Raw genomic sequence first — 21495 nt, 5'->3', positions numbered from 1 at the left:
CAGAATGATCGTTTAGAATTTGGTAAGACATTTCCCCGATAGTGATTTTGATAATAATTCGCGAGCGACAATAATGTACCGAAGCCAGTTTAAAGCCTGCCATAAGTCACGAATAGCACCGTTCATCGCAGCATTTGTGTTCACAGCCCTGTTCTGCTGCGCGCAGGCGTTTGGCGCGTCTCCGGATCTAAATCTGGACAAGAATGGCCTCGCGCTTCGCGGTTATGATCCGGTGGCCTACCTCCTGAACAATCGTGCTGAGCGTGGCGATTCCGATATCACCGCCGAACATGCTGGCGCCACCTACTATTTTGCCAGTGAGAAGAACCGGGAGGAGTTTCTTCGGGACCCGCGCCTCTACGAGCCCCACTATGGTGGTTTTTGCGCTTACGGAGTTGCGGTCGGTCAGAAATTCGACGGTGACCCTGAAGTGTTCGCGATCGTTGAAGGCAAACTCTACCTGCAACTGGACCGAGCCACGCAGACCATTTGGAAATCCGAACTCGACAAGAACATCGCAATAGCTGACCGCACCTGGCCGGTCATCAAGCCAATCCCTGCAGCGGCCCTCAATGAGTAATCCACTCTCCCATCCCGACTGGACCGTACATCCCGTGCGCCTGACATCCATCAGCGCACGCTATCTGACGCGTTTTGTGCCAATCATCCTGGTGATTTTCACAATCCTGATTTCCATCTATGGGACGATCGCGTACCGGGAAGCTATCAGCAGCCTGGAGGCCAAGTTAGAAACCTTGATCTCGCGGCAATCTCTCTTGTTGGGTGAAGCTCTTGCGGAAGGCCGGAACGACCGGATAGGGCTGCTTGTTGCGCAAACCATTGCCGACCGGGATGTGGCCACAATTGCGGTATTGGACAATAGCGGCGCGGCGCTCAACAAATATGGCGAGTTGCCTGATGCAGACGGCCCGCTGACCCGCTCTATTGCCATCAACCATATGGGCGAGAACAGCTACAAAAGGGTCGGTACGCTCGTCATCAGCATGAGCAATGAGCCGGCCGTGGAGCGGCTGACATACACTCTGTTTTGCATCGCACTGCTTGGCATTGCTCTGCTCGTGGCAGCCTCCATCGCCGCGCATCTGGTATTGCGGTCGACAGTCAGCCAACCGCTCGACCGAATGCTGACGGCTATTCGCATCCAGCGGGAAAGCGGCGCGCGCATCCCGATCGACTGGGACAGTGCGGACCAGATCGGCCAGGTTGTCTCCGCATATAACGCCCTGCAATTGAGGCAGACAAAAACCGAAAGCGACCTGACCCGGTTGCGTATAAAAGCCGAACGCGCGCACCAGTCCAAATCAGATTTTGTCGGGCGCGTGATTGACGAACTCCGCACCCCTTTGAATTCGATCGTCGGGTTTTCCGAGATCGTCAGCAGCCAGAGGTTTGGCCCCGACACGATCCATCGGTATCTCAGCTATGCTGGCAACATCAACCAGGCAGCACGGCATCTGCTGTACCTGATCGAGAACGTTCTCGACCTCACCCGGCTAGAAGGCGGCGAGGTCGAGCCCAACTTTGCTCCGGTTAAAGTCGAAATGCTGTTACGGCGCGCGGAAAGCACCGCCTCTTTAATGTCGCGCAACAAGGGCGTACGCCTGACCGTAAACTCGCCAACGCCAGGCTATGCTCTCAATGTCGACGCAGAATTGATTGGTACGCTGCTCGGAAAATTAATGGAGAACGCGCTCCACCACACGCCTGACGACGGAAAGGTCGAGCTTACATTCGCCGTTTCGCCCGGAGGGACGGCTTCCTTCACCGTACACGATACCGGCAAGACGATACCCGAAGCGGAAATCGAGCGTCTGCTTATCCCCCTCGCGGTCTCCCGCGAGCTTGATGAGCGCCGGTATCATGGGACGGGACTCAGCCTTCCGATCAGCAAAATCCTGGCCGAAATGCATGGCGGCGCACTCGAAGTCACCAATCCGCCGGGCGGCGGCTCTGCCGTTTCTCTGCTCCTGCCGCCTTCACGCGTGACGGAGACTCCCGAGACTGGTCCGTCAACGGATGCCTATATACAGCCCAGCGCCGATCATCGCGCTCCCCGGGCTTATGTTCAGTACCTTCACGGCCCAAGCTGACCGGAAGATTTTTCGGACTCTGGGCACGATCGATCCGCAAGAATTGTTCACCACCAAAAACGCCGCTACCACAATCACGGCAAGAACGGTGATGTCCGATTCTGTCAGCGTGTCGGGATCGACAAAAATCGACGGCAACGCCCCTACAGCCCCTCCATAGAACTGGGTAACTCTCGGATTACCAAGCGTGATCGGGATGCCTGCCATAACCGCTCGTAACATGCCTTATTAATACATGCGGCTACCCTCCGGAAATAGCCTTCACAAAGTCTGCGTTTGTCGGACAGCTGGCTGCCTTGGGCTCGCCAATTCTTGCTTTACCGCTGAATCCTCTCAACAAATAATGGTAGGTTGTGAGCTCTAAAGGGTTCGCCTTGACCCCTCCTCTCGCGAGGTCTAAAGACAGCTTATGGAAACAAATCTGCAGGCTCTAACGGAACGAATGACCGCGTAGCTGGCGAACTGCCCGCGCCGTTATCCATTTTCGATTCTTTTTGAGCTTGAGCTGTTTCATGTCTGTCCTTCACTCCCGATCTGACCCGATGACCTGGCGCCGCGAATTAGTGGCCACTCTTAGGCTTTCCTGGCCTTTGGTCCTGACACAGCTCGCGACAATTGCCCTGACCACTGTCGACGTCATCATGATCGGCTGGCTGGGTCCGGACGAGCTGGCGGCGGCAACCCTTGCCACATCGCTGATCTTCCCGCTGACCTTCTTCGGTATCGGATTGCTTGCCGCGACTGCGGCCATGTTCAGCCAGGAGATCGGAGCCATTCGGCTGCGCGGCGTTCGACGGACTTTGCGACAGGGTTTCTGGGTCGCGATCTCGCTCTGCCTCCCCTGCCTGGTCTTTCTCTGGTACGGCGAGGCCCTGATGTTGTTGATGGGACAGGATCCGTCGCTTGCCGCCTCTGCCGCCGACTATGTTCGCATCGCTATGTGGGGCCTATTGCCCTTGATGTGCTTCACGGTGCTGCGGAACCTGGTCACCGCGCATTCGCGGCCACGTTCCTCAATGATTATTCTGCTTCTCGCCATCGGCGTGAATGCATTGGCGGACTATGCCCTCATATTTGGCAACTTCGGAGCGCCCGCCCTCGGTCTTGAAGGTGCGGCTCTGGCAACCCTGATTGTCCAGTGCTTCATGTTGCTGGCGCAGACCACGTTCGTGGTGACTGACCGGAAGTTCCGCCGCTACAACTTGTTTGGACGGTTCTGGCGGCCAGACTGGGCTCGCTATAGCGAGATTATGAAGATCGGCATCCCGATCGGTCTGACGGTTCTTGCAGAAGCGGGCCTGTTCGCCGCCAGCGCCTTTATGGTCGGGCTGTTCGGACCGGACCAGCTCGCCGCCCATGCCGTGGCCATCCAGTGCACGTCGGTCGCCTTCATGGTTCCGCTCGGGGTTAGTCAGGCAGCCACCATCCGTGTCGGTCTCGCCATGGGCCGAGACCGCCTCAAGGATGCACTTCTGGCCGGTCGGATTTCGACCATCGTCGGTGTCGGCATCGCGACGCTGACAGCGTTGCTTTTCTGGCTCGCCACCGAACCGCTGGTTGGATTCTATCTCAGGCTGGGGGATCCGGAGAACGCGGCCGCGATAGCCCTTGCGGTCGAGTTCATCCGAATTGCGGCAGTCTTCCAGCTCGTCGATGCCGGACAGGCAGTTGGAGCCGGCAATCTGCGCGGAATGAAAGACACGACGATCCCTGCAATCCTCGCATTTCTTGGCTATTGGGTGTTCGGCTTTTCAGCTGGCGCCTATCTCGCCTTTAGCTACGGATTGCAGGGCGCCGGGGTCTGGATGGGGCTGGCGGTCGGCCTGACCGCCGCCTGCTTCGCCCTGATCCTGAGGTTCGAGCTGCTGATGCGCCGTGCCATCAAACAGCACCCCTCTTTCGCCTGACCCTTGTCAGGCGGTGCGCCGGCCGCCACGCAGATAATGGTTCGGAACGCCTTCGATCTGGGCGATGCGAAGTTCCTGGGCGTAGGCGCCACGCTCCGCCCGGATCAGCATTTCCTTCCAGAACGGCGCTGGGGTCTCGATCCTGAAGGCCTCGGCCAGTACACGCCCGGTCGTGCTTTCCGGTGCCTCAACATCGAGCGCGGCCAGCATCGTCGGCAGGACGTCAACCAGGCCGGTCGGCGTCTCCACGATGTGGTCCTGACGGAACAGGTCACCACCGGCGGTCAGCAGGTTGTTGATCTCATGCTGATGCAATCCGCCATGGATGCCGCCGCCCGGCGGAATGTCGCCATTATCCGCAAAGCAGAGCCCCGGATAGCCATGTGCGTTCGCCCCGTCTGATGTGCGCAGCACCAAATAGAGGTCAGGTGCACGCTCATTCGCAACATTGATCGCGCTCATCGGCAATGCGCCCTGTAATTCAGCGCGGCTAAATACCAATCCGCACCACTCCTGCTCGATAAGCCAGCGGAACACTTTCTCGGTCATTGCCTGATCGCGATCCCGAATACTGATGCCACCCGCATAGCTGCGCTTCACCACAACGTCCACATCCGGACCAATCACAGTGCCGATCCGGAACCCCGCTTTGGTGAGCTCCTCGGCGACGTTGATCTGCCCTGTTGCGGTGATCTGGCCATGGTCGGACGCGGCAATGATCTGCCACCCCTCTTCCCTGCCTTTCGCCTCCCACCAATCAAGAATACGTCGGAACGCATCGTCGACGGCCTTGATGGCTGTCAGGGAGTCCGGTGAGCCGATTTCCCTGTAGTGAAAGCTCAGATCCGGCTCGTTGAACCAGATCACCTGGACGTCCGCGTCATGCTTCGGGATAAATTCATCGAGCAACACTGTAGCCGCGAAATTCTGTACGTCGACATTTGGAAACTGCTGATCCGGCACCGGACCATGCCGTTCGATCACACCATCGAAATCGGCGGCTGGGCTGGAAATATCCGCGCCCCAGATCGAGAAGACCGGCTGACCGTGATCAGCCGCATTGAGATTGAGCAATCGTGCATTGCCGATCTTGCCCGTAGTCACGACACCGTATTTGAGCCCGGCCTCGTGGAGGATCTCGCCGGTATTACGGGCACCCTGCAACCGGCCATAGCGGCGAGCCGCCTCGGCCATTTTAACATCGTCGGATGTATCCATCGGACCGTCGAAGCCCAGCGACGGATCATAGAAAGTATTTCCCATGATGCCGTGGCCCGGCCGAGCCCCGTCACCCACCGGATGCAGCGCGGCAGGCCCTGGAAATGAGCCCGTCACAAAGCTGGAAACCTGCACCCGTGTTTCCACCGGGAAGACCGAGGCGCTATTCGGAAAGTCTGTCCAGGACTGGCGGAAACCGTGAATGGCCGGCGCGGTATCGGGCCGCACCATATCGCGACGCAGACCGTCGAATAAGACAAACAGAAAACGCGGTCGCGCCATGGAAACCCCCAGATAGAATCAGCGAATTGCTAATTGCATTGTCGGCCCGCATTCGCGCGCGGACAAGGGAGTGCTCCATGAAAGCTCAATGACAGCCACAAACCACATTAGTTCGATAAAACTAGAATTATCGTTGACTGACCCGCTCACAATGCCTAATTTTGCAACATGGACATACAAACTGCCTCGAAATGCCTGTCAGAACTTGGTAACCCGCACCGCCTTGAAGCCTTCCGGCTGCTCATCAAGGCCGGGCCGGGAGGGGTGACGGTCGGTGATATTCAAAGGCATCTGAATATCCCGAAATCCACTCTCTCTCATCATATCTCGCATCTCGTCTGGGCCGGTCTGGCACAGCAGGAACGGGAGGGCCGGGTGCTGCGCTGCACAGCAAATTTCGAGCTGGCCGATGCACTGGTTAGCTATCTCTGCGCCGAGTGCTGCAGCGGACTGGACGTTGTACAGACTGAAGAGACGCAGGACGCTTGAGTTTTTTTGATCATATAGTTCGATGATTCCGGAAGGATCGGATAAAATTATGACAACAGCAGATTTGACGCGGACCCTCTCGCTTCGCTTTGGCCGGATCGACCGGGTCTGGATCGCAACCGCCCTTATCTTCACCGCCCTCGCCCTTCTCGTCCCCGGGCAGGTCGGGACAAGTGCGATCTTTACACTCGACGCTCTCTTGCATGTCGGCCCCTTCATCCTACTCTCCGTCGTCGTCGCGGCATTTGCCCGGGCGAGCGGGCTCGATCATCAGATTGGACGTGCCTTCTCCGGGAACGCCACACAGGCCATACTGCTGGCTGCCCTTTTCGGCTCTCTATCGCCCTTCTGTTCCTGCGGCGTCGTGCCGATCATCGCAGGCCTGCTGGTCGCGGGCGTCCCGCTGGCTCCCGTCATGGCCTTCTGGCTCGCATCGCCGCTAATGGACCCGGAAATGTTCATTCTGATGACCCCGGTGGTGGGCCTGGAGTTCACTTTCGCGAAACTTGCCGCTGCCTTCAGCATTGGTGCCATAGCCGGCCTTGGCACTCACCTGCTGGTCAAGGGAGGCGCTTTCAAGGATGCCTTGCGCCCCGACCTCGCAAAATCCTGCGGTTGCAGCAGCTCCAATGCGCTAAAGACAGACGAAATCGTCTGGGGTTTCTGGAAAGATCAGGAACGCCGCGAGGCCTTCACCAGTGAAGCCAAGAGGTCCGGTCTTTTCCTGCTGAAATGGCTGACCCTTGCGTTCACTCTGGAAAGCCTAATGGTCACTTATGTTCCGGCGGAGCAAGTGGCGACCTATCTCGGTGGTGACGAATGGTGGACCATTCCAGCGGCGATCCTTGTCGGCGTACCCAGCTACCTTAATGGTTATGCGGCTATTCCGCTGGTCGGCGGCCTGATGGATCTCGGGATGACGCCCGCCGCCGGTCTTGGCTTCATGATCGCCGGCGGCATCACCAGCATTCCGGCCTCGATGGCTGTGTTTGCTCTGGTGCGCGGTGGTGTCTTCACCTGGTATCTGGCGCTAGGGCTGCTTGGCTCACTCGCCGCAGCTTATGGGTTTTCCCTCTATCTTGCGGTTTTGGCATGATATCCTTGCGTTAGACTGGATATTGCTTCCGCATTTGGGATACCTACCTATCCTGAACAACACCGCCGCCCCGACGGGCGGCGGATGCCACGGACGCCGACAAGACGGCGGGGAGAACAGAATGGTAGACGCCAATCCGAAGCCGAAGGCAGTCGTCGATCCGGTCTGGAGTTCTATGCTCACCGATGCGGCGCAATGGGCGGAACAGGAATCCGCACTGGCGAGTTGGATGCATGCCAGCGTCATGGACCAGCGTACCTTCGAGGACGCGCTGGCTTACCTGATTTCACAGAAGCTCGGCGGCACGGAGATGAGCGATCTCTCCGTATATCAGGTCGTGCACAACGCCATGCTCTCCGACGCCTCCATAGGGGAGTCAGCCCGCGCGGACCTCTCCGCGACGTATGACCGCGATCCGGCTTGCACCAGCTATCTTGAGCCGTTCCTCTATTTCAAGGGCTTCCATGCCCTCCAGGCCTACCGCATCGGCCATTGGCTATGGGGCCATGACCGGACGTTCCTGGCGAAATACTTCCAGAGCCGGATCAACAGCGTTTTCGGTGTCGATATCCACCCGGCCGCGCGTATCGGCAAAGGCATCATGGTCGACCACGGCACCGGTGTGGTGATCGGCGAGACCGCAATTGTCGAGGATGGCGTTTCCCTGCTCCACGGCGTGACGCTGGGCGGCACCGGCAAAGAAACAGGCGACCGGCATCCGAAAATCCGGCGCGGCACCATGATCGGCGCCGGGGCGACCGTGCTCGGCAATATCGAGGTCGGCGAATGCTCCCGCGTCGGTGCTGGCTCCGTTGTGCTCAAGAACGTCGAGAAGAACACCACGGTCGCCGGCGTTCCCGCAAAAGTAGTCGGCAGTGCCGGCTGCGCACAGCCGGCACTCTCGATGGATCAGCAGTTCTTCGCCGAAGAATACGACTGAGGACTGAGACGACGCTGCAGGCCGGTCAGGCCTTCGTGACCGGCCAGATCCCGCCGAGCGCGGCTGTGGCTTCTCTGGCGACCGAACAGACGATCTTGCCAAGCTTGTCAATCCGCTCGTCCGTGATCCTGGCCGTAGGCCCGGATATGGAGATTGCGGCAAGCGGCTCGCTGTGATGACCGAAGACAGCTGAAGCGACGCAGCGCAACCCCACCGAATGCTCCTCGTTATCAATGCCGTATTCGACCTCACGGACCTTCGACAGCTCCTGCTCCATCCGCGGCAAAGCATCGATAGTGCGTCGGGTTTTATGCTCCGAGCCGACGCGCGTCAGAAGCTTGGAAACATCTTCCGTTTTCATTCGCGCCAGTAAGGTCTTGCCCACGGCAGAGCCGGCAATAGGTACCCGCGCTCCCGGCTTTGCAAATGCCCGCATCATCTCGCGGCATTCAACCTGGGCCAGATAGACCATTTCGTCATTGTCACGGACAGCCAGGTTCACCGTCTCTCCGCTCTCTTCCATAAGGCGCCGCATATAGGGCCGGGTAATAGCCACCAGATCCCGCGTACGCAGGAAGGCATTACCAACGGCAAAGCATTGAACACCAATCTGCCAGGCGCCACGCTCGGTATCGAACCGGACATAGCGTTCCTGCTGCAAGGTCGTTAGCAGCCGGTGCACTGTTGATGGCGGCAATGTAACGGTATGGGCAATCTGGGTAAGGGTCATGCCGTCTTCGTCGGCAGCCAGCGCATTCAAAACGCTAATGGCGCGCGCCACGGATTGGATTTGGCCAGATCGCTCTGAATCTGATCGCTTCGGAATTGCGTTCATGAACTCGGTATCTTCCCTGTGTTTTTGTATACAATCTTTTTTCCTGCACCGGTCCGTTGGATCGCCGATTTCCAGCATCTTAGGTTTCCGTATCGTGGGATACAATTGCATTTTGGGAATGAATTGTTCTGATTTGCATTTGCCCCGCGCACGGGGCAGCGTTGAGTCGGGACAAAATCAGGCTTTGGGCTGGTAGTTAGACACATGCGCATTCTCGTAACCGGAGGGGCCAGCTTCGGATCCAATGCCATCATCAACCACGGCGGCGTGCAGCAAGTGGACGATCTGTATGATCTGGTCGACCTTCAGATCGACAAAGCGGATGTGGCTATCAAAGACATTGGTGACGTCGCGGACAACGCAATGTCACTCAATGAGCTGACAGAGGCTTGCTCTATCCTATCCAAATACTCCCGGGAAAACGCTGAAAGTTCAACCCACGACGCTAAAGCCCCTGCTGAACTGGAGACCTCCAGATGACGGATGAGCAGAAACTCAACAATCTCCACGAAACCGAACTCATGCAGGTATTTGCCCCTGAACGAGTCACCGAACTCGTTCATACGGTTGCGCCCTATCTATCTCAGGAAGGGAAATCCGCCGTTCATATTATGCCGCTAGCATGGCGGATCGGCCATCTCGCAATGGAATCTCATGCACTCTGGGAGCTTTTCAACGAGACTCACAACCGCCAGATAATCGTCATCCCGCCCGCCTCTCGTGCTCTTCATAGTATGGGAGTTCGTGCACTGATTGAGCCCTTCACGACAATCGTCGAGACCGAAAAGAGGCAAATCTTGCTTATGGGCCACATGGATGCGGGAACTCTCGCGGTCAACCGCCTCACATGGTATCAGCGTGGCCCGTCAGGTCTTATCGACGACTATATCAAGCAGTTACATCACAGCGGTCGGCATCCACGCCATTTTCCCGTCCCCGAAACGGTATCGCGCATAGCACAACAGTTTTGCGAACGCCTCAGAATTACCGAGGCTGACCGGATCGTCGTCCTCAATGTCCGAGACCGCAACTTCCTGCCGGATCAGGACGTCCATTTCTACCGTACGGCCGACATTGCGACTTACGAGCCGGCTATTCGGTATCTACTCGACCAAGGATACTGGGTACTACGCATCGGCACTAACGGTTCGGTCGAGGCTCCTTTGGCACATCCTCGCTTTCTCGATGTCTGGAAAGAGCCAGACTATACGGACATGCTGGATCCCGGCCTGATCGCTCGCGCCAGCTTCGGTGTCACCTGCTCATCCGGTCCCGAGGCTATATTCCACATTCTCGGAATACCGCAACTCATGGTCAACGGCGTCCTGCAATCCGGCATGTGGATGAATCCCGCCGACAAACTGGTCTTCAAGACCTACCGGACAAACGGCGAAGGAGCGCCGGCCAAACTCCGGTCGCTCCTTGCGAGCGGAGTTGCCCTGAACTCGAGTTTCAGTGGCGTAGAGAAATGCGGGTTTACCGTTGAGGACAATACAGCAAGCGAAATACTAGATGCGGTCATGGAGATGGAAGCGTCACTTGCCGGCTCCCATCGTGCTGATGAAGCTGCGAACCGGCGATTTCTGGATATCGGAGCCGAGTATCACGCATTCCTCAACAATGGTGGACACCCGCGCGATCCGGTTTCCGTTTCAGCCAAACAGACCCAATACGGCTATGCTCTCCCCTGGACTCAACTTGCGGACAGTTACGTGAACTCACACCCGAACTTTCTTGAATGAGCAAAGTCGTGCAGGTCGCCGCCCCGGTGATCTTTGTCGTGCTTTGGAGTTCGGCTTTCATCGCGGCGAAGTTCGGCCTGACGCATGTCGAGCCACTTACCTTCATGGCAAGCCGTTTCGGTCTCGTCACGGCAATTTTTGTGATCATCGCCCTGATTACCGGTGCCCGCTGGCCGACAACCGTGCGCGGTGTCTTCGACATCGCCGTGGTCGGCTTCTTCTTGCACGCAGTTTATCTCTCAAGCATCTTCATCGCCATTCACAGCGGCATGCCGTCAGCGCTGGTCGCCCTCGTCACAGGACTTCAGCCGGTTCTGACCGCCATTGCTTCCGGCCTCTTTCTTGGCGAGCCACCGACACGCCGGCAATGGCTTGGCTGTTTTGTCGGGTTCGTTGGCATGGCACTCGTTCTGTCTGACCGGATGAGTGTGAATGGCGTCAGCATGACCGGCATTGGCCTCTCTGTTCTGGCGCTTGTGTCGATTAGCATCGGGACGCTCTACCAGAAGCGCTATGCGACCGACATGAACCTGATCACCGGCAGTGCCATCCAGTGCGCGACGGCTTTTCTCGTCACCCTCACCGGAGCCGCGTTGTTTGAAAGCATGTTGCTGGTCCCGGAGCCTGCATTCATCGGTGCCTATCTATGGCTTTCTCTCGTCGTTTCGCTCGGGGCCTATTCGCTGCTCATGACCCTGATAAAACATGGCCAGGCCACGAAGGTAGCGAGCCTGTTCTACCTCGTGCCGCCAACGGCAGCCGTCATGGCATATATCGCTTTTGGGGAGGTAATAACGCCTGTTGCCGGGGCCGGAATTCTGGTGACGGCGATCGGTGTTGCATTGGTTGTGTTTTCCCAATCGCACTCCGGCCAACGCCATTAGTCAACCTCAGGAAATGAGCCGACCCGCTTCTGCATCTGCATGTTTCTTCTGGCCTTTCTCGACCCGGCGCGCCAGCTCATTGTCCAGCTCCTCGGTCGACCAGGAATGCATAGCCGCAACGATCTTCGCGCGGGCGCGTTCGATACTGGCCTGAGTGTCGAAACCGTCCTCCGGATAGAGCTCGCGGTGCGGGATGATCGGCAGGAAATTCATGACATAAGCAACAGCCCGATCACGATTTTCAACACAATCCGGCTTTTTGCAGTCCAATGCATCGGCCTCCGTCCAGTGCTCGATCAGATCACTCCAGCCATCAAGTGCGAAAGCGACGTCGCGGCGCAGCTTGACCAGGTAGGACACATTCGAATCCTGCTGGGAGAACACGTCGGCAAAACTCCCAAGCAGGGAATCCAGTGTCACGATACGCTCATCCACGTAACGGATCGTCTGATCAACCACTTCCAGCAATACGTCCGCTGCTGCAGCGTATTCTTCCGGCTTCTGCTCCATATAGGCGGCGACGGATTTCCGGAATTCCATCAGGTTGACGTGTTCCAGAAACAGGTGGCCGTTGGTACGGTCCGCCTGAGTGCCTTTCACTGTTCCGAACGGTGTGATCAGGCCGACCAGTGGTTCCAGCCATTCCCGCACGTTGTCAATGCTCACACCGCTGCGCTGGGAGGCGAACAGGAAAACCCGCTCGATCAGCATCTCAAGGTCGAAATGCGTCTTCGACTCTTCGGCGGTCATCAGATCGACCAGCGTTTTGGTATTCGCTCCCGCCATCACGGGGTCGCCTCGCTCGATTCCGCATTCTTTCATCAGTTGGGCGATGCAGGACATCCGGACAACTTCCTTGTCCTCGCTATCTTGCTGAGCCTGCTCACGCGCCCTGGCCCGCTCTTCCGGATCGTCCGAATACGCAGCGTTCACCTTGTGAAGAATCTCACGCACCTGCAGCGGATCGATGCCATTTTTGCCAACAATTCCGGGAACGCCATCGTGCAATTCCCTGTCCCGCTCCGACAACTGAGCAAAATCAGGCAGATCCTTCCACGGCACCACCATCAACTCGCCACGCCGGCCGCCGCCGAAACTCGGGATCACCGCTTCGAGGATTCTGTCGTTTCCATGCTGATAAAGACGTGCGCGTGTATGGCGCAAGGATTCACTCGATGTGAACGGGATGCAGGTCCCGCGCCGCTCGAAGGTCTGCGCGACACTGATGTTATTCGCCATATGGCGGAATCCCAAAGCTTCCAGATTAATTAATTAGCGCAAAAATCACTGATTTTTGCAAGATTTTCAAACTATGAAGCGGCTTAATGAGACTCAGGATTTCTTATAAGAAACGGTAAAAATTGTGTGCCTGTTCACTTTGTTCAGCCCGCAAGAAAACCTTGAAGCATAAGTCGACACATTCACCTGCAACCGGAACGACTTGAACAATCATTCGTGAGTCTTTCCAGGGACCCGCCCCCATATCTGCAAAGTAGCGTCGGCCATCAGGTAACGCGGGGCAATGTGACTGTAACTTCCAGGCCATGAGGTGTTGCTGGCGCAAAAGTCATTGTACCGGAATGGGCGCGAACGACTTCATCTGTGATGGTAAGGCCAAGCCCACTTCCTCCAGTATCCCGGTTTCTCGAGGCCTCCAAGCGCACGAAGGGACGGAGAACTGCGTCAACCTGTTCGGGGGGAATACCCGGCCCGTCATCCGACACCTTGACCCGAATCGAATCAACAGCAACCTCCAGCACCACATTCACTGACGTCGCGTATTTGCACCCATTGTCGATCAAGTTTGCGAAGGCGCGGCGGATCGCCACTGGTTGGCAAATGATGGGAGCGTGATCGGGGCCGTCATAGGCGACTCTGCACCCTGCATCAGAGGCAGTGTCGCAGATGCTTATCAGGAGCGCCGCGAGGTCAACCGTTTCTGCAGACTCCTTGTTGAGCTGCTGGCTCGCAAAGGTCAGCGTTGAGCTGACGATTGCTTCCATGTCACGGATATCCGCCAGTACCATGCGCCTCTGCTCTTCATCCGGTAAATACTCCGCAAAAAGCCGAAGCCGTGTGAGCGGTGTTCGCAGATCGTGCGAAATGGCGGCGACCATCTGAAGCCGGTCGTCAACAAAACGCTTCAGATCGTGCTGCATCTCGTTGAACGAGCCCGCGATAGCGTCAAGCTCGGGGCTTCCGTAATTACCGAGCAGCGTCGGCTCCCGATCCCGTCCAAGACGCTCTGCAGCTGCGGATAGGTCGGTGAGCGGTCTCGCGATACTGCGTGCGACCCAGATCGACAGTCCACAAATCAGCAGAATGGCCGCGATCGGTACGAGCAGATTGCGAATAAAGCGGGCGGCTTCCAGTCCATCGCTTTTGGGAGAGATCGTGAGCCACCCTCCAGAGGAAAGCCGGACCGCAATCCGGAGATGCTCAACCACCATCTTGTCCGTATCGTCTTCTATCAGATCGGAGATCAATGTCGGGATGCTCTCGAGTATGATCACGACCGGCGTCAGCGCGCGGTCGGGCCCTTCGGTATGGCCTGCCCGCAAGAGCACAGCACCAGAAGGTAGACCAAGGCGCTCCGCGAGATCATCCCGGATCCGCCCGAATGCTCCCTGCGCCCATTGATTGGTTATCGGTTGCTCGGCGGATTCCACAAAATCGAGCCATTGTGCCGCAGGCACGCTCTCGAGCACCACATCCCACTCGTCAGGATCGGTTTGCTCGGCCTGTAGCGCCGCTTCGGCCACGGCGTCGACCAGCCAATCCCTCTCAAAAAACAAAATGTCGGGCATGCCGACCAGCTTAGCGAGAAGTTCGTCCGTCGCCATTGTCATCACCAGAGTGAGGACGATAACAATGCCAATCCGCGGGGCAAGGCGCAGGCGGGACCAGAAAGGTATATGCATGAGCCAGCTTTTTTCCTGATTGGCTATCGCTCATCTCCCGCCATGGGCAAGGCACTAACTGTGGCGGTAAAAAAATATCCTTCGTTGCGAACCGTCTTGATGAAGGCCGGGCTCTGCGGGTTGGCCTCGATCTTGCGGCGGAGCCGACTGATCTGGACGTCGATGCTGCGGTCGAAGGCCTGACTCGATCTGCCGTGAGCGAGATCAAGCAGCTGGTCGCGATTTAGGACGCGCTGCGGATGCTCAAGAAAGGCCAGCAGCAAATCGAACTCACCGCTTGTAAGGTCCGTTAATGCGCCATCAGGGGAGACCAGCGTCCGGCGGTTGGCGTCCAGCACCCAGCCCTCAAAATCATATGTGGCATTGCCGCGATGTTGCGGGATGCTGCTGCCAGCTATCATCCGGCGCGTGACTGCACGGATACGGGCCAGAAGCTCTCGCGGGTTGAATGGCTTGACCACATAGTCATCCGCACCAATTTCCAGCCCTATTATGCGGTCAGTATCGGCATTCATCGCCGTCAGGAGGATAATAGGCACCGCACTTTGCGCTCGCATTCGGCGACAGAGTGACAGGCCATCCTCGCCAGGCATCATGACGTCGAGAATAATCACGTCGATCCGCGCATCAGCGCTTACCTGAAACATCTCCACACCATTGCTCGCCTGGCTGACGCGGAGTCCGTGATCGACGAGAAATCGTGCCAGCATCATGCGGATACGTTGATCATCATCGACCACGAGAACATGCGTCACGCCAGCCTTGGGGTTGCCATACTGATTCAATCGGTCTCTCCGTTTGCATGAAACCTTACCCCATTTATCTGCCGCCCGCATCGCACTGCAACATTCTGAAACATATTGATACGGCGCTGACACTCATTCCAGCGAGCCCATCCGTAACTTGCCGTCGCGACACAAACAGCGAACGGATTTTCAGTATGGGATTTCAGATTACAAAATTGCTCGGCGCCCGGATGACGGTCCAGATGCTGATGATCAGCGGGTTGGCAGTACTGGGTGGTTCTTGCAGCGTCCTAGCGGAGGAACCATCATCCGACTGGGACGTGCTGATTGGCGCCGGTGCCATAGCCACGCCCGACTACGAAGGCAGCGACGACTACGAGGTCAACCCGCTGCCTCTTGTCAAAATCAGCTATAAGGACCGCGTATTTCTCGACGGACCGTCGCTTGGCGCCAACCTCCTGATCTGGAACGGATCGGACGCAGGCAACCAGCTCAAGATCGGCCCGCTGGTGCGCTACCAGATGGGACGGGACGAGGATGATAACGATGCGCTAAAGGGACTTGGCAATGTCGATGGTTCCGCCGAGATTGGCGGATTTATTAGCTATGATGCCGGCCCGTTCTCAGCTGGGATAACAGCATTTCAGGACGTAGGCGACGGCCATGAAGGCATGACCATAGAGCTTGAGGCCGGGTACAAACACCGTTTCAACGAAAGCTGGTCCATGCGAGCCGGTATCGCGACAAGCTGGGCCGATGAGAATTATACCCAGTCATTCTTCGGCATCGATTCAGGTCAGTCGCTCCGCAGCGGATACCGGGAGTACACCCCCGACGCCGGGTTCAAGGATGTAAGCCTTTCAATCGGCGTCAATTACGCCGTGAACGAAAACTGGAATCTCACTGGACGACTTGGATACAGCCGGCTTCTCGGCGACACCGCCGACAGCCCGATCGTGGACGAACAGGGCTCCGCCGACGCGTTCATGACCGGACTTTTCGTGGGCTACCGCTTCTAGTCCAGATGGACGTGAGACATGCATAGAGTCGAGACTGAAGCTGCCGCTCCGGAGTGTCTGTCAGGACACCGCCAAGCGGCGGCCGCAGATATCGAGGTTACAGCGGAAATGATTTGGGCTGCGCTCGAGGAATGGTCCGACTTCGACGAAGTCCGCAATGAGTTGGGGCTTTTGTTCGCGCGCGTCTATCGGGCCATGGACAGCGCCCGCCACAATTCCGGCATTAACTCGGCGACAATCACCTCCGCCGAGTTAAACCCAGCCAGAGGGAAAGCACTGTTTTGAATGAAATGGTGCCCCCGGGGAGACTCGAACTCCCACTCCGTTGCCGGAAACAGATTTTGAATCTGCCGCGTCTACCGATTCCGCCACAGGGGCCCCGATTTGCGAGGAGCGCGCATAATAGCCAAAAGCATCAGCCGGTCAATCCGCAACCGATAGCTTGCGTGCCAGCCATGGCGACTGGTAAAGCGATCCTCGCGCCGGAGAAAACCCGGTCTGAGTTTTGGGACATCAGACAGCATGCTGCAAGCGACCTACGAGCGATTGATGCGGGCCGCCGCGCACAAGCGGGCGAATTACTGGCTGGCGCTGATTTCCTTCATCGAAAGCTCTGTTTTTCCGATCCCGCCGGACACCATGCTAATTCCCATGGTTCTGGCTGACCGGCGTAATGCTTGGCGGGCGGCGGGCATCTGCACCGTAGCTTCCGTCCTTGGCGGACTGTTCGGTTATGCGATCGGCGCGCTGCTCTACGAGACCATCGGGCTAAAGCTGCTGGAATTCTATGGCTATGCCGACAAATTCACTTCCTTCACCGACCAGTACAACGAATGGGGTGCTTGGATCGTCTTTGGTGCCGGTGTCACGCCGTTTCCCTACAAGGTCATTACCATTGCCAGCGGCGTGGCCCATCTCGACCTTGCCGTCTTCATCATCGCTTCGGTGCTGGCGCGGGGCCTCCGATTCTATCTCGTCGCCGCTCTGTGCTGGAAATTCGGGCCCGCCGTGCAGAAGACCATCGAGAAAAATCTCGGTCTCTGGACCACAGCCAGTTTCCTGCTGCTGGTCGGCGGATTCGCGATGATCAAATTTCTTGCCTGACACTCTTTGTGATTCTGACGAGGGTCAGGCTGCCGCAACACTCTCTTCGGTACCAGTTATCCAGCCACCGCCAAGTACCCGGGTAGAATCTCCGGGAGTATAGAAAACGGCAGCCTGTCCTCGGGCGATGCCGTGCTGCGGCATATCGAGCAGAATGCGTCCCCGTCCTTCGCTGTCCGTATAGATCCGAGCCGTTGCAGGGCGTGTAGCAGAGCGCAACTTCACCTCGATTGGTATGCCGGCCTCTCCTGGCAGCGCATCTCCAAGCCAGTTCAACTGGTCAACATAGACGATTTCGCGGCCCAGCGCCTCACGCGGGCCAACCACCACCTTACAGGCCGCAGGGTCTAGCCGGACGACATAGAGTGCGTCGGTATCGGGATTGCCGTCATCGTCGCGGCGGCCGCCGATACCGAGGCCTTTCCGCTGACCGATAGTGTAGTGAATGATGCCTTTGTGGCGGCCGAGTACGGTCCCGTCCAGATGCACGATCTCGCCCGGCTCCGCCGCGCCGGGACGCAGCTTTTCGACCAGTTCGGCATAGCGCCCGTTCGGTACAAAGCAGATATCCTGGCTGTCCGGTTTATCCGCTATCGCTAGACCAAAACGCCGAGCATGCTCGCGGGTTTCCTCTTTCTCCATTCCGCCGAGCGGAAAGCGCAGGAAATCGAGTTGTTCACGCGTGGTCGCGAACAGGAAATAACTCTGGTCCTTCTGCGGGTCGATGGCGCGATGCAACTCCGCCCCATTCTCACCCTCCACCCGGCGCACATAGTGCCCCGTGCAGAGCACATCAGCCTGCAGCTCCCTTGCGGTCGCCAGAAGGTCGCGAAACTTGACTGTCTGATTGCAGCGCACGCAAGGGATCGGGGTTTCGCCACGCAAATAACTGTCGGCGAAATCATCGATCACTTCCTGACGGAAGCGGCTCTCGTAATCGAGTACGTAATGGGGAAACCCGAGCGCATCGGCGACAGTGCGCGCATCATGGATATCGAGACCTGCACAGCAGGCGCCCTTCTTGGCCAAAGCCGCGCCGTGATCGTAGAGCTGCAGCGTGATGCCGACGACATCATAACCTTGCTCCGCCATAAGCGCCGCAGTCACGGAACTGTCGACCCCGCCGGACATGGCGACGACGACCCTCGTGTCTTTCGGGGCCTTGGCAATTCCGAGCGAGTTGAGCGTGTGTGCAGTCATAATGGGCGCAATATAGGAAAAACGGCGGTAGAGACAAGAAAACTCAGCGCATGGCTGTATCCGCGCTCAGACGGCATTCAGACCCATCTGCCAGAAATCCCGTTCCAGCACGGTCGCCGCCTCGAAGGTTTTGGCTAGCTCGGCAAACCGGTCTTCACCGCCGCGCCGGGCCGCGAGAGCGTCGAGATGGGCGGCCGCACCGCGTGCGACATCCTGATATTCCTCGCCCGCATACATCTCGATCCAGGCGAGATAAGGATTGCCGTCCCGCTTTGTCGCCGGGTCCGCCGCAAGTTGGGCACCGATCACGCCATAACCGACGACGCATGGCGCTAGCGCCACATGCAGGTCTAGCATGTCGCCCGCCATGCCGCGCTCCAGCACATAGCGCGTATAGGCCATACAGGCCGGATCTTCCGGCAATGCGGCCATCTCCGCTTCCGTCAGCCCCCACCCGGCGCAATACTTCACATGCAGGTCCATCTCAACGTCGAGAATGCCGGAGATGACGGCGGAGGCGGCACGCATATCCTCAAGCCTGTCAGCCTTGTAGACAGCAAGGCCATAGGCCCGGGCGAAATGGATCAGGAACAGATAGTCCTGGCCAAGATAATGCTTGAACGCCGCTTCCGGCAGCGTGCCGTCCGCCATGCCCGCCACGAAAGGGTGCGCGATATAAGCCTGCCATGCATCTGGCGCGGCGGTGATCAGTCGGCCGAGAAAACTACCTTCAGGAACAAGAACCTCGCTCACGCCGTACCATCCGGCGGCAATGTTACGACCAGACCGTCGAGCTCTTCAGTGATCCTGACCTGACATCCAAGACGGGAGGTATCAACGATATTGAAAGCGAGATCGAGCATGTCTTCCTCGTCATCGCTTGGCGCGGGGATTTTTTCATACCATTCCGCGGCAACATGCACATGGCAGGTCGCGCAAGCGAGACACCCCTCGCAGGCGCCTTCGATATCAACATCGTTTTCACGCGCAATCTGCAGCAACGTATATCCGAGCGGGGCATCGACTTCCTGACGGGTGCCGTCACGGCCGATGAATATCATGCGGGGCAAATCACTCTCCGTTCGATTCCGCTGTAGGCGGATTATTGTTGATTGTCTGATGAGCGTTTGTACAAATCACACCAGGCCGCGACAAGCCTGTCGATATCTTCTTCCGTTGTTTCCCACCCGATCGAAACACGAATCGCGGTTTCCGCATCCGGGGAGCCTGGATCCAGAGCGTCCAGCACATGACTTCGCCGGACCTTGCCTGACGAGCAGGCGGAGCCCGAACTGACGGCAACCCGGGCAAGGTCCATCGCAATCACCTGGGTCTCTCCCCTGGCGTCTCGGATCGACACGCAGCTGGTATTGGGCAGGCGCGCAACTCCTGACGAAAAAATGCGGGCGCCATTCCCGGCCTGCCGAACCGTTGCTTCAAACCGATCACGCAGCACCGCAACCCTTTGCCAGTCGCCAAGCGTGATCAAAGAGGCTTCCGCGGCGGCACCGAAACCGGCAATGCCGATCTTGTTCTCCGTGCCCGAGCGACGCCCCTTCTCCTGCCCCCCGCCGGACTGGATAGCTTTGATATCCAGCCCCTCTCGCACGATGAGGGCACCAACACCCGCTGGCCCGCCAATCTTGTGGGCAGAAACGGACATCAGATCAACACCTGCGGCCTTCATATCGATGGGGAGCTTGCCTGCGATCTGGACCGCGTCACTATGAACCAGAGCCCCGTTTGCATGTGCGATTTCAACGATCTGCTCGATTGGCTGCAACACACCGGTTTCATTGTTCGCCCATTGCACGGAGACAAGACAGTCTTCTCCGCCGCCAGAAAGAGCGGCTTGCAAGGCATCAAGCATCAGAACGCCTTCGGCATCGACCGGCAGGCGGACAGCCTCTGGCACGGCCGCAAGGACAGCTTCATGTTCGATAGCGCTGGTGAAAACCCGGGTGCGTCCGCAGCCTTTGAGCGCCAGAGCCGAAGCTTCGGTGCCTCCACTGGTGAACACGACCGATTGCGGCGCGGCGCCGGTCAGGCCCGCCACCTGGCGGCGGGCCGTCTCAATCAGCGCGCGGGCCTCACGGCCTGCTCCATGAACAGAGGATGGATTACCAATTACATCCATCGCTCCGATCATCGCACTGCGGGTTTCACCCCTTAGCGGCGCTGTCGCGTTGTAGTCCGCATAGACTCTGTCTGACATTGTCGCCCCAAATCCCGGCCCATCGCTCAGCCGAGATAAGCAGGCGGGACAAAACCGTCAAGAAAGGAGCGACTCAGTGCGGCACACGCCCCGTCATCAAATCCTCAACGGTTACCTTGTCCAGATATCCGAGAACCTGACGCCCAACTTCTTCCCAGAGAGGCTTCGTCGGATCGTCCGAGCACCCTCTCGTCGCGAACATGCCATCATCGTCCTGGTTCCCTCGCACCGGATGCTCGATCGCCGTCATAACCTCGGAGATTTTGATCTGTGCCGGCTCTACCGCGAGCAAGTAGCCGCCACCAGGCCCGCGCACACTCTTTACGAACCGGGCTTTGCGGAGCTGAGCGAACATTTGTTCTAGATATGAAACTGAGATTTTTTGTCTCGAGGCTATTTCAGCCAGAGAGACCGGCCGTCCATCATCATGTCGGGCCAGGTCGCAGACAGCCATAACTGCGTAGCGCCCTTTAGTACTGAACTTCACGTTATTCGACCCCCGTGCCGATATGGTCACAGCTCACCGAGGCCCCAACAAACGGTGAACGTTGCAGTAGAACGGAGGTCCCGTCCGTTCAGTTACGAAATAGCGACCTATTTTCTATGGTCACAATGTGCATCGACCTATGCGTCCGCGTACGGGCTGCAATGCTACACTTGAATTTTACAGCCCGAGTAAGCTAAAGCCAGACTCTTGCTGTTAGATTGAGATTACAGCTAATACGCAATAAATGTAAACCGGGATAGAGACGGGTTACCCTGATATGCTCGTTGTGAGCAGTCAGC

At 57.8% G+C, this 21495-nt stretch carries 22 protein-coding genes and 1 tRNA gene; 12 read left to right on the top strand and 11 right to left on the bottom strand.

Translation table 11 applies throughout. The features are described 5' to 3' along the window. The first annotated feature begins 73 nt into the window (after positions 1–73). The 3 genes from ABJ076_RS19735 to ABJ076_RS19725 all read left to right on the top strand — a co-directional run bounded on the left by ABJ076_RS19735 (position 74) and on the right by ABJ076_RS19725 (position 4018). Positions 74–580 carry a YHS domain-containing (seleno)protein gene (locus tag ABJ076_RS19735; protein WP_348192820.1) on the top strand — a complete coding sequence of 169 codons (507 nt, stop codon included), beginning with the start codon at positions 74–76 and terminating at the stop codon, positions 578–580. After that, positions 573–2111 carry a HAMP domain-containing sensor histidine kinase gene (locus ABJ076_RS19730; protein WP_348192817.1) on the top strand — a complete coding sequence of 513 codons (1539 nt, stop codon included), beginning with the start codon at positions 573–575 and terminating at the stop codon, positions 2109–2111. The genes ABJ076_RS19735 and ABJ076_RS19730 overlap by 8 nt, the downstream gene beginning before the upstream one ends. Before the next feature lie 512 nt (positions 2112–2623). Further along, on the top strand, positions 2624–4018 hold the full coding sequence (locus ABJ076_RS19725; protein WP_348192814.1) for an MATE family efflux transporter: 1395 nt from the start codon (positions 2624–2626) through the stop codon (positions 4016–4018). A 6-nt stretch (positions 4019–4024) separates the two neighbouring features. Here the strand turns inward: ABJ076_RS19725 and ABJ076_RS19720 are convergent, their stop codons facing one another. Further along, positions 4025–5518 (bottom strand): alkaline phosphatase family protein, encoded by a 1494-nt coding sequence (locus ABJ076_RS19720; protein ID WP_348192811.1) that lies wholly within the window; start codon positions 5516–5518, stop codon positions 4025–4027. 168 nt (positions 5519–5686) lie between these two features. Between ABJ076_RS19720 and ABJ076_RS19715 the strand changes: the two genes are divergently transcribed. The 3 genes from ABJ076_RS19715 to cysE all read left to right on the top strand — a co-directional run bounded on the left by ABJ076_RS19715 (position 5687) and on the right by cysE (position 8043). Beyond that, entirely contained in the window at positions 5687–6007 is a 321-nt protein-coding gene (locus tag ABJ076_RS19715; protein ID WP_348192808.1) for a helix-turn-helix domain-containing protein, read from the top strand. Between the two features lie 49 nt (positions 6008–6056). Beyond that, positions 6057–7103 (top strand): permease, encoded by a 1047-nt coding sequence (locus ABJ076_RS19710; RefSeq protein WP_348192805.1) that lies wholly within the window; start codon positions 6057–6059, stop codon positions 7101–7103. A 175-nt stretch (positions 7104–7278) separates the two neighbouring features. Beyond that, positions 7279–8043, top strand: coding sequence for a serine O-acetyltransferase (cysE, locus tag ABJ076_RS19705; RefSeq protein ID WP_348193505.1), 765 nt, complete (start codon positions 7279–7281; stop codon positions 8041–8043). Positions 8044–8068: 25 nt separating this feature from the next. Here the strand turns inward: cysE and ABJ076_RS19700 are convergent, their stop codons facing one another. Then, positions 8069–8824, bottom strand: coding sequence for an IclR family transcriptional regulator (locus ABJ076_RS19700; RefSeq protein ID WP_348192803.1), 756 nt, complete (start codon positions 8822–8824; stop codon positions 8069–8071). Positions 8825–9082: 258 nt separating this feature from the next. Between ABJ076_RS19700 and ABJ076_RS19695 the strand changes: the two genes are divergently transcribed. From ABJ076_RS19695 to ABJ076_RS19685, 3 genes are read left to right on the top strand one after another with little or no spacing between them, the layout of a single operon-like run. Further along, the gene (locus ABJ076_RS19695) at positions 9083–9358 is read left to right on the top strand and encodes a hypothetical protein (RefSeq protein WP_348192801.1); all 276 of its coding nucleotides are present in this window, start codon (positions 9083–9085) and stop codon (positions 9356–9358) included. Beyond that, positions 9355–10620, top strand: coding sequence for a TIGR04372 family glycosyltransferase (locus ABJ076_RS19690; protein WP_348192798.1), 1266 nt, complete (start codon positions 9355–9357; stop codon positions 10618–10620). The genes ABJ076_RS19695 and ABJ076_RS19690 overlap by 4 nt, the downstream gene beginning before the upstream one ends. After that, a complete protein-coding gene (locus ABJ076_RS19685; protein ID WP_348192795.1) occupies positions 10617–11504 on the top strand; it encodes a DMT family transporter in 888 nt (295 codons plus the stop codon). The genes ABJ076_RS19690 and ABJ076_RS19685 overlap by 4 nt, the downstream gene beginning before the upstream one ends. A gap of 6 nt (positions 11505–11510) precedes the next feature. On the opposite strand, the gene ABJ076_RS19680 is transcribed toward ABJ076_RS19685, so the two are convergent. The 3 genes from ABJ076_RS19680 to ABJ076_RS19670 all read right to left on the bottom strand — a co-directional run bounded on the left by ABJ076_RS19680 (position 11511) and on the right by ABJ076_RS19670 (position 15210). After that, positions 11511–12743, bottom strand: a complete 1233-nt coding sequence (locus tag ABJ076_RS19680) for a hypothetical protein (protein WP_348192793.1) — start codon at positions 12741–12743, stop codon at positions 11511–11513. A gap of 266 nt (positions 12744–13009) precedes the next feature. Further along, the gene (locus ABJ076_RS19675; RefSeq protein WP_348192790.1) at positions 13010–14425 is read right to left on the bottom strand and encodes an ATP-binding protein; all 1416 of its coding nucleotides are present in this window, start codon (positions 14423–14425) and stop codon (positions 13010–13012) included. 23 nt (positions 14426–14448) lie between these two features. Further along, complete coding sequence (locus tag ABJ076_RS19670; RefSeq protein WP_348192787.1) at positions 14449–15210, bottom strand: response regulator; 762 nt, start codon at positions 15208–15210, stop codon at positions 14449–14451. A 155-nt stretch (positions 15211–15365) separates the two neighbouring features. On the opposite strand from ABJ076_RS19670, the gene ABJ076_RS19665 reads away from it, so the two are divergent. Beyond that, entirely contained in the window at positions 15366–16190 is an 825-nt protein-coding gene (locus tag ABJ076_RS19665; RefSeq protein ID WP_348192784.1) for a MipA/OmpV family protein, read from the top strand. A gap of 18 nt (positions 16191–16208) precedes the next feature. Further along, positions 16209–16475 (top strand): hypothetical protein, encoded by a 267-nt coding sequence (locus ABJ076_RS19660; RefSeq protein WP_348192781.1) that lies wholly within the window; start codon positions 16209–16211, stop codon positions 16473–16475. 6 nt (positions 16476–16481) lie between these two features. Here ABJ076_RS19660 and ABJ076_RS19655 read toward each other — a convergent pair. Next, positions 16482–16568, bottom strand: a tRNA-Leu gene (locus ABJ076_RS19655). Between the two features lie 144 nt (positions 16569–16712). On the opposite strand from ABJ076_RS19655, the gene ABJ076_RS19650 reads away from it, so the two are divergent. Then, on the top strand, positions 16713–17294 hold the full coding sequence (locus ABJ076_RS19650) for a YqaA family protein (RefSeq protein WP_348192779.1): 582 nt from the start codon (positions 16713–16715) through the stop codon (positions 17292–17294). Positions 17295–17318: 24 nt separating this feature from the next. Here the strand turns inward: ABJ076_RS19650 and mnmA are convergent, their stop codons facing one another. The 5 genes from mnmA to ABJ076_RS19625 form a co-directional block, all read right to left on the bottom strand. Beyond that, the gene (mnmA, locus tag ABJ076_RS19645) at positions 17319–18494 is read right to left on the bottom strand and encodes a tRNA 2-thiouridine(34) synthase MnmA (RefSeq protein WP_348202647.1); all 1176 of its coding nucleotides are present in this window, start codon (positions 18492–18494) and stop codon (positions 17319–17321) included. Between the two features lie 66 nt (positions 18495–18560). Next, the gene (gene tenA, locus ABJ076_RS19640) at positions 18561–19247 is read right to left on the bottom strand and encodes a thiaminase II (RefSeq protein WP_348192774.1); all 687 of its coding nucleotides are present in this window, start codon (positions 19245–19247) and stop codon (positions 18561–18563) included. Continuing rightward, a complete protein-coding gene (locus tag ABJ076_RS19635; RefSeq protein ID WP_348192771.1) occupies positions 19244–19564 on the bottom strand; it encodes a 2Fe-2S iron-sulfur cluster-binding protein in 321 nt (106 codons plus the stop codon). Before ABJ076_RS19635 ends, tenA begins: the two co-directional genes overlap by 4 nt. Positions 19565–19596: 32 nt before the next feature. Further along, positions 19597–20709, bottom strand: a complete 1113-nt coding sequence (locus tag ABJ076_RS19630; RefSeq protein WP_348192768.1) for a cysteine desulfurase family protein — start codon at positions 20707–20709, stop codon at positions 19597–19599. Positions 20710–20782: 73 nt separating this feature from the next. Further along, positions 20783–21196, bottom strand: a complete 414-nt coding sequence (locus tag ABJ076_RS19625; RefSeq protein ID WP_348192766.1) for an Rrf2 family transcriptional regulator — start codon at positions 21194–21196, stop codon at positions 20783–20785. Positions 21197–21495 lie beyond the last annotated feature (299 nt).

It is taken from the genome of Nisaea sp. (genome assembly GCF_039990255.1).
Classification (GTDB): domain Bacteria; phylum Pseudomonadota; class Alphaproteobacteria; order Thalassobaculales; family Thalassobaculaceae; genus Nisaea.
This window is presented reverse-complemented; position numbering and strand designations above follow the sequence as displayed.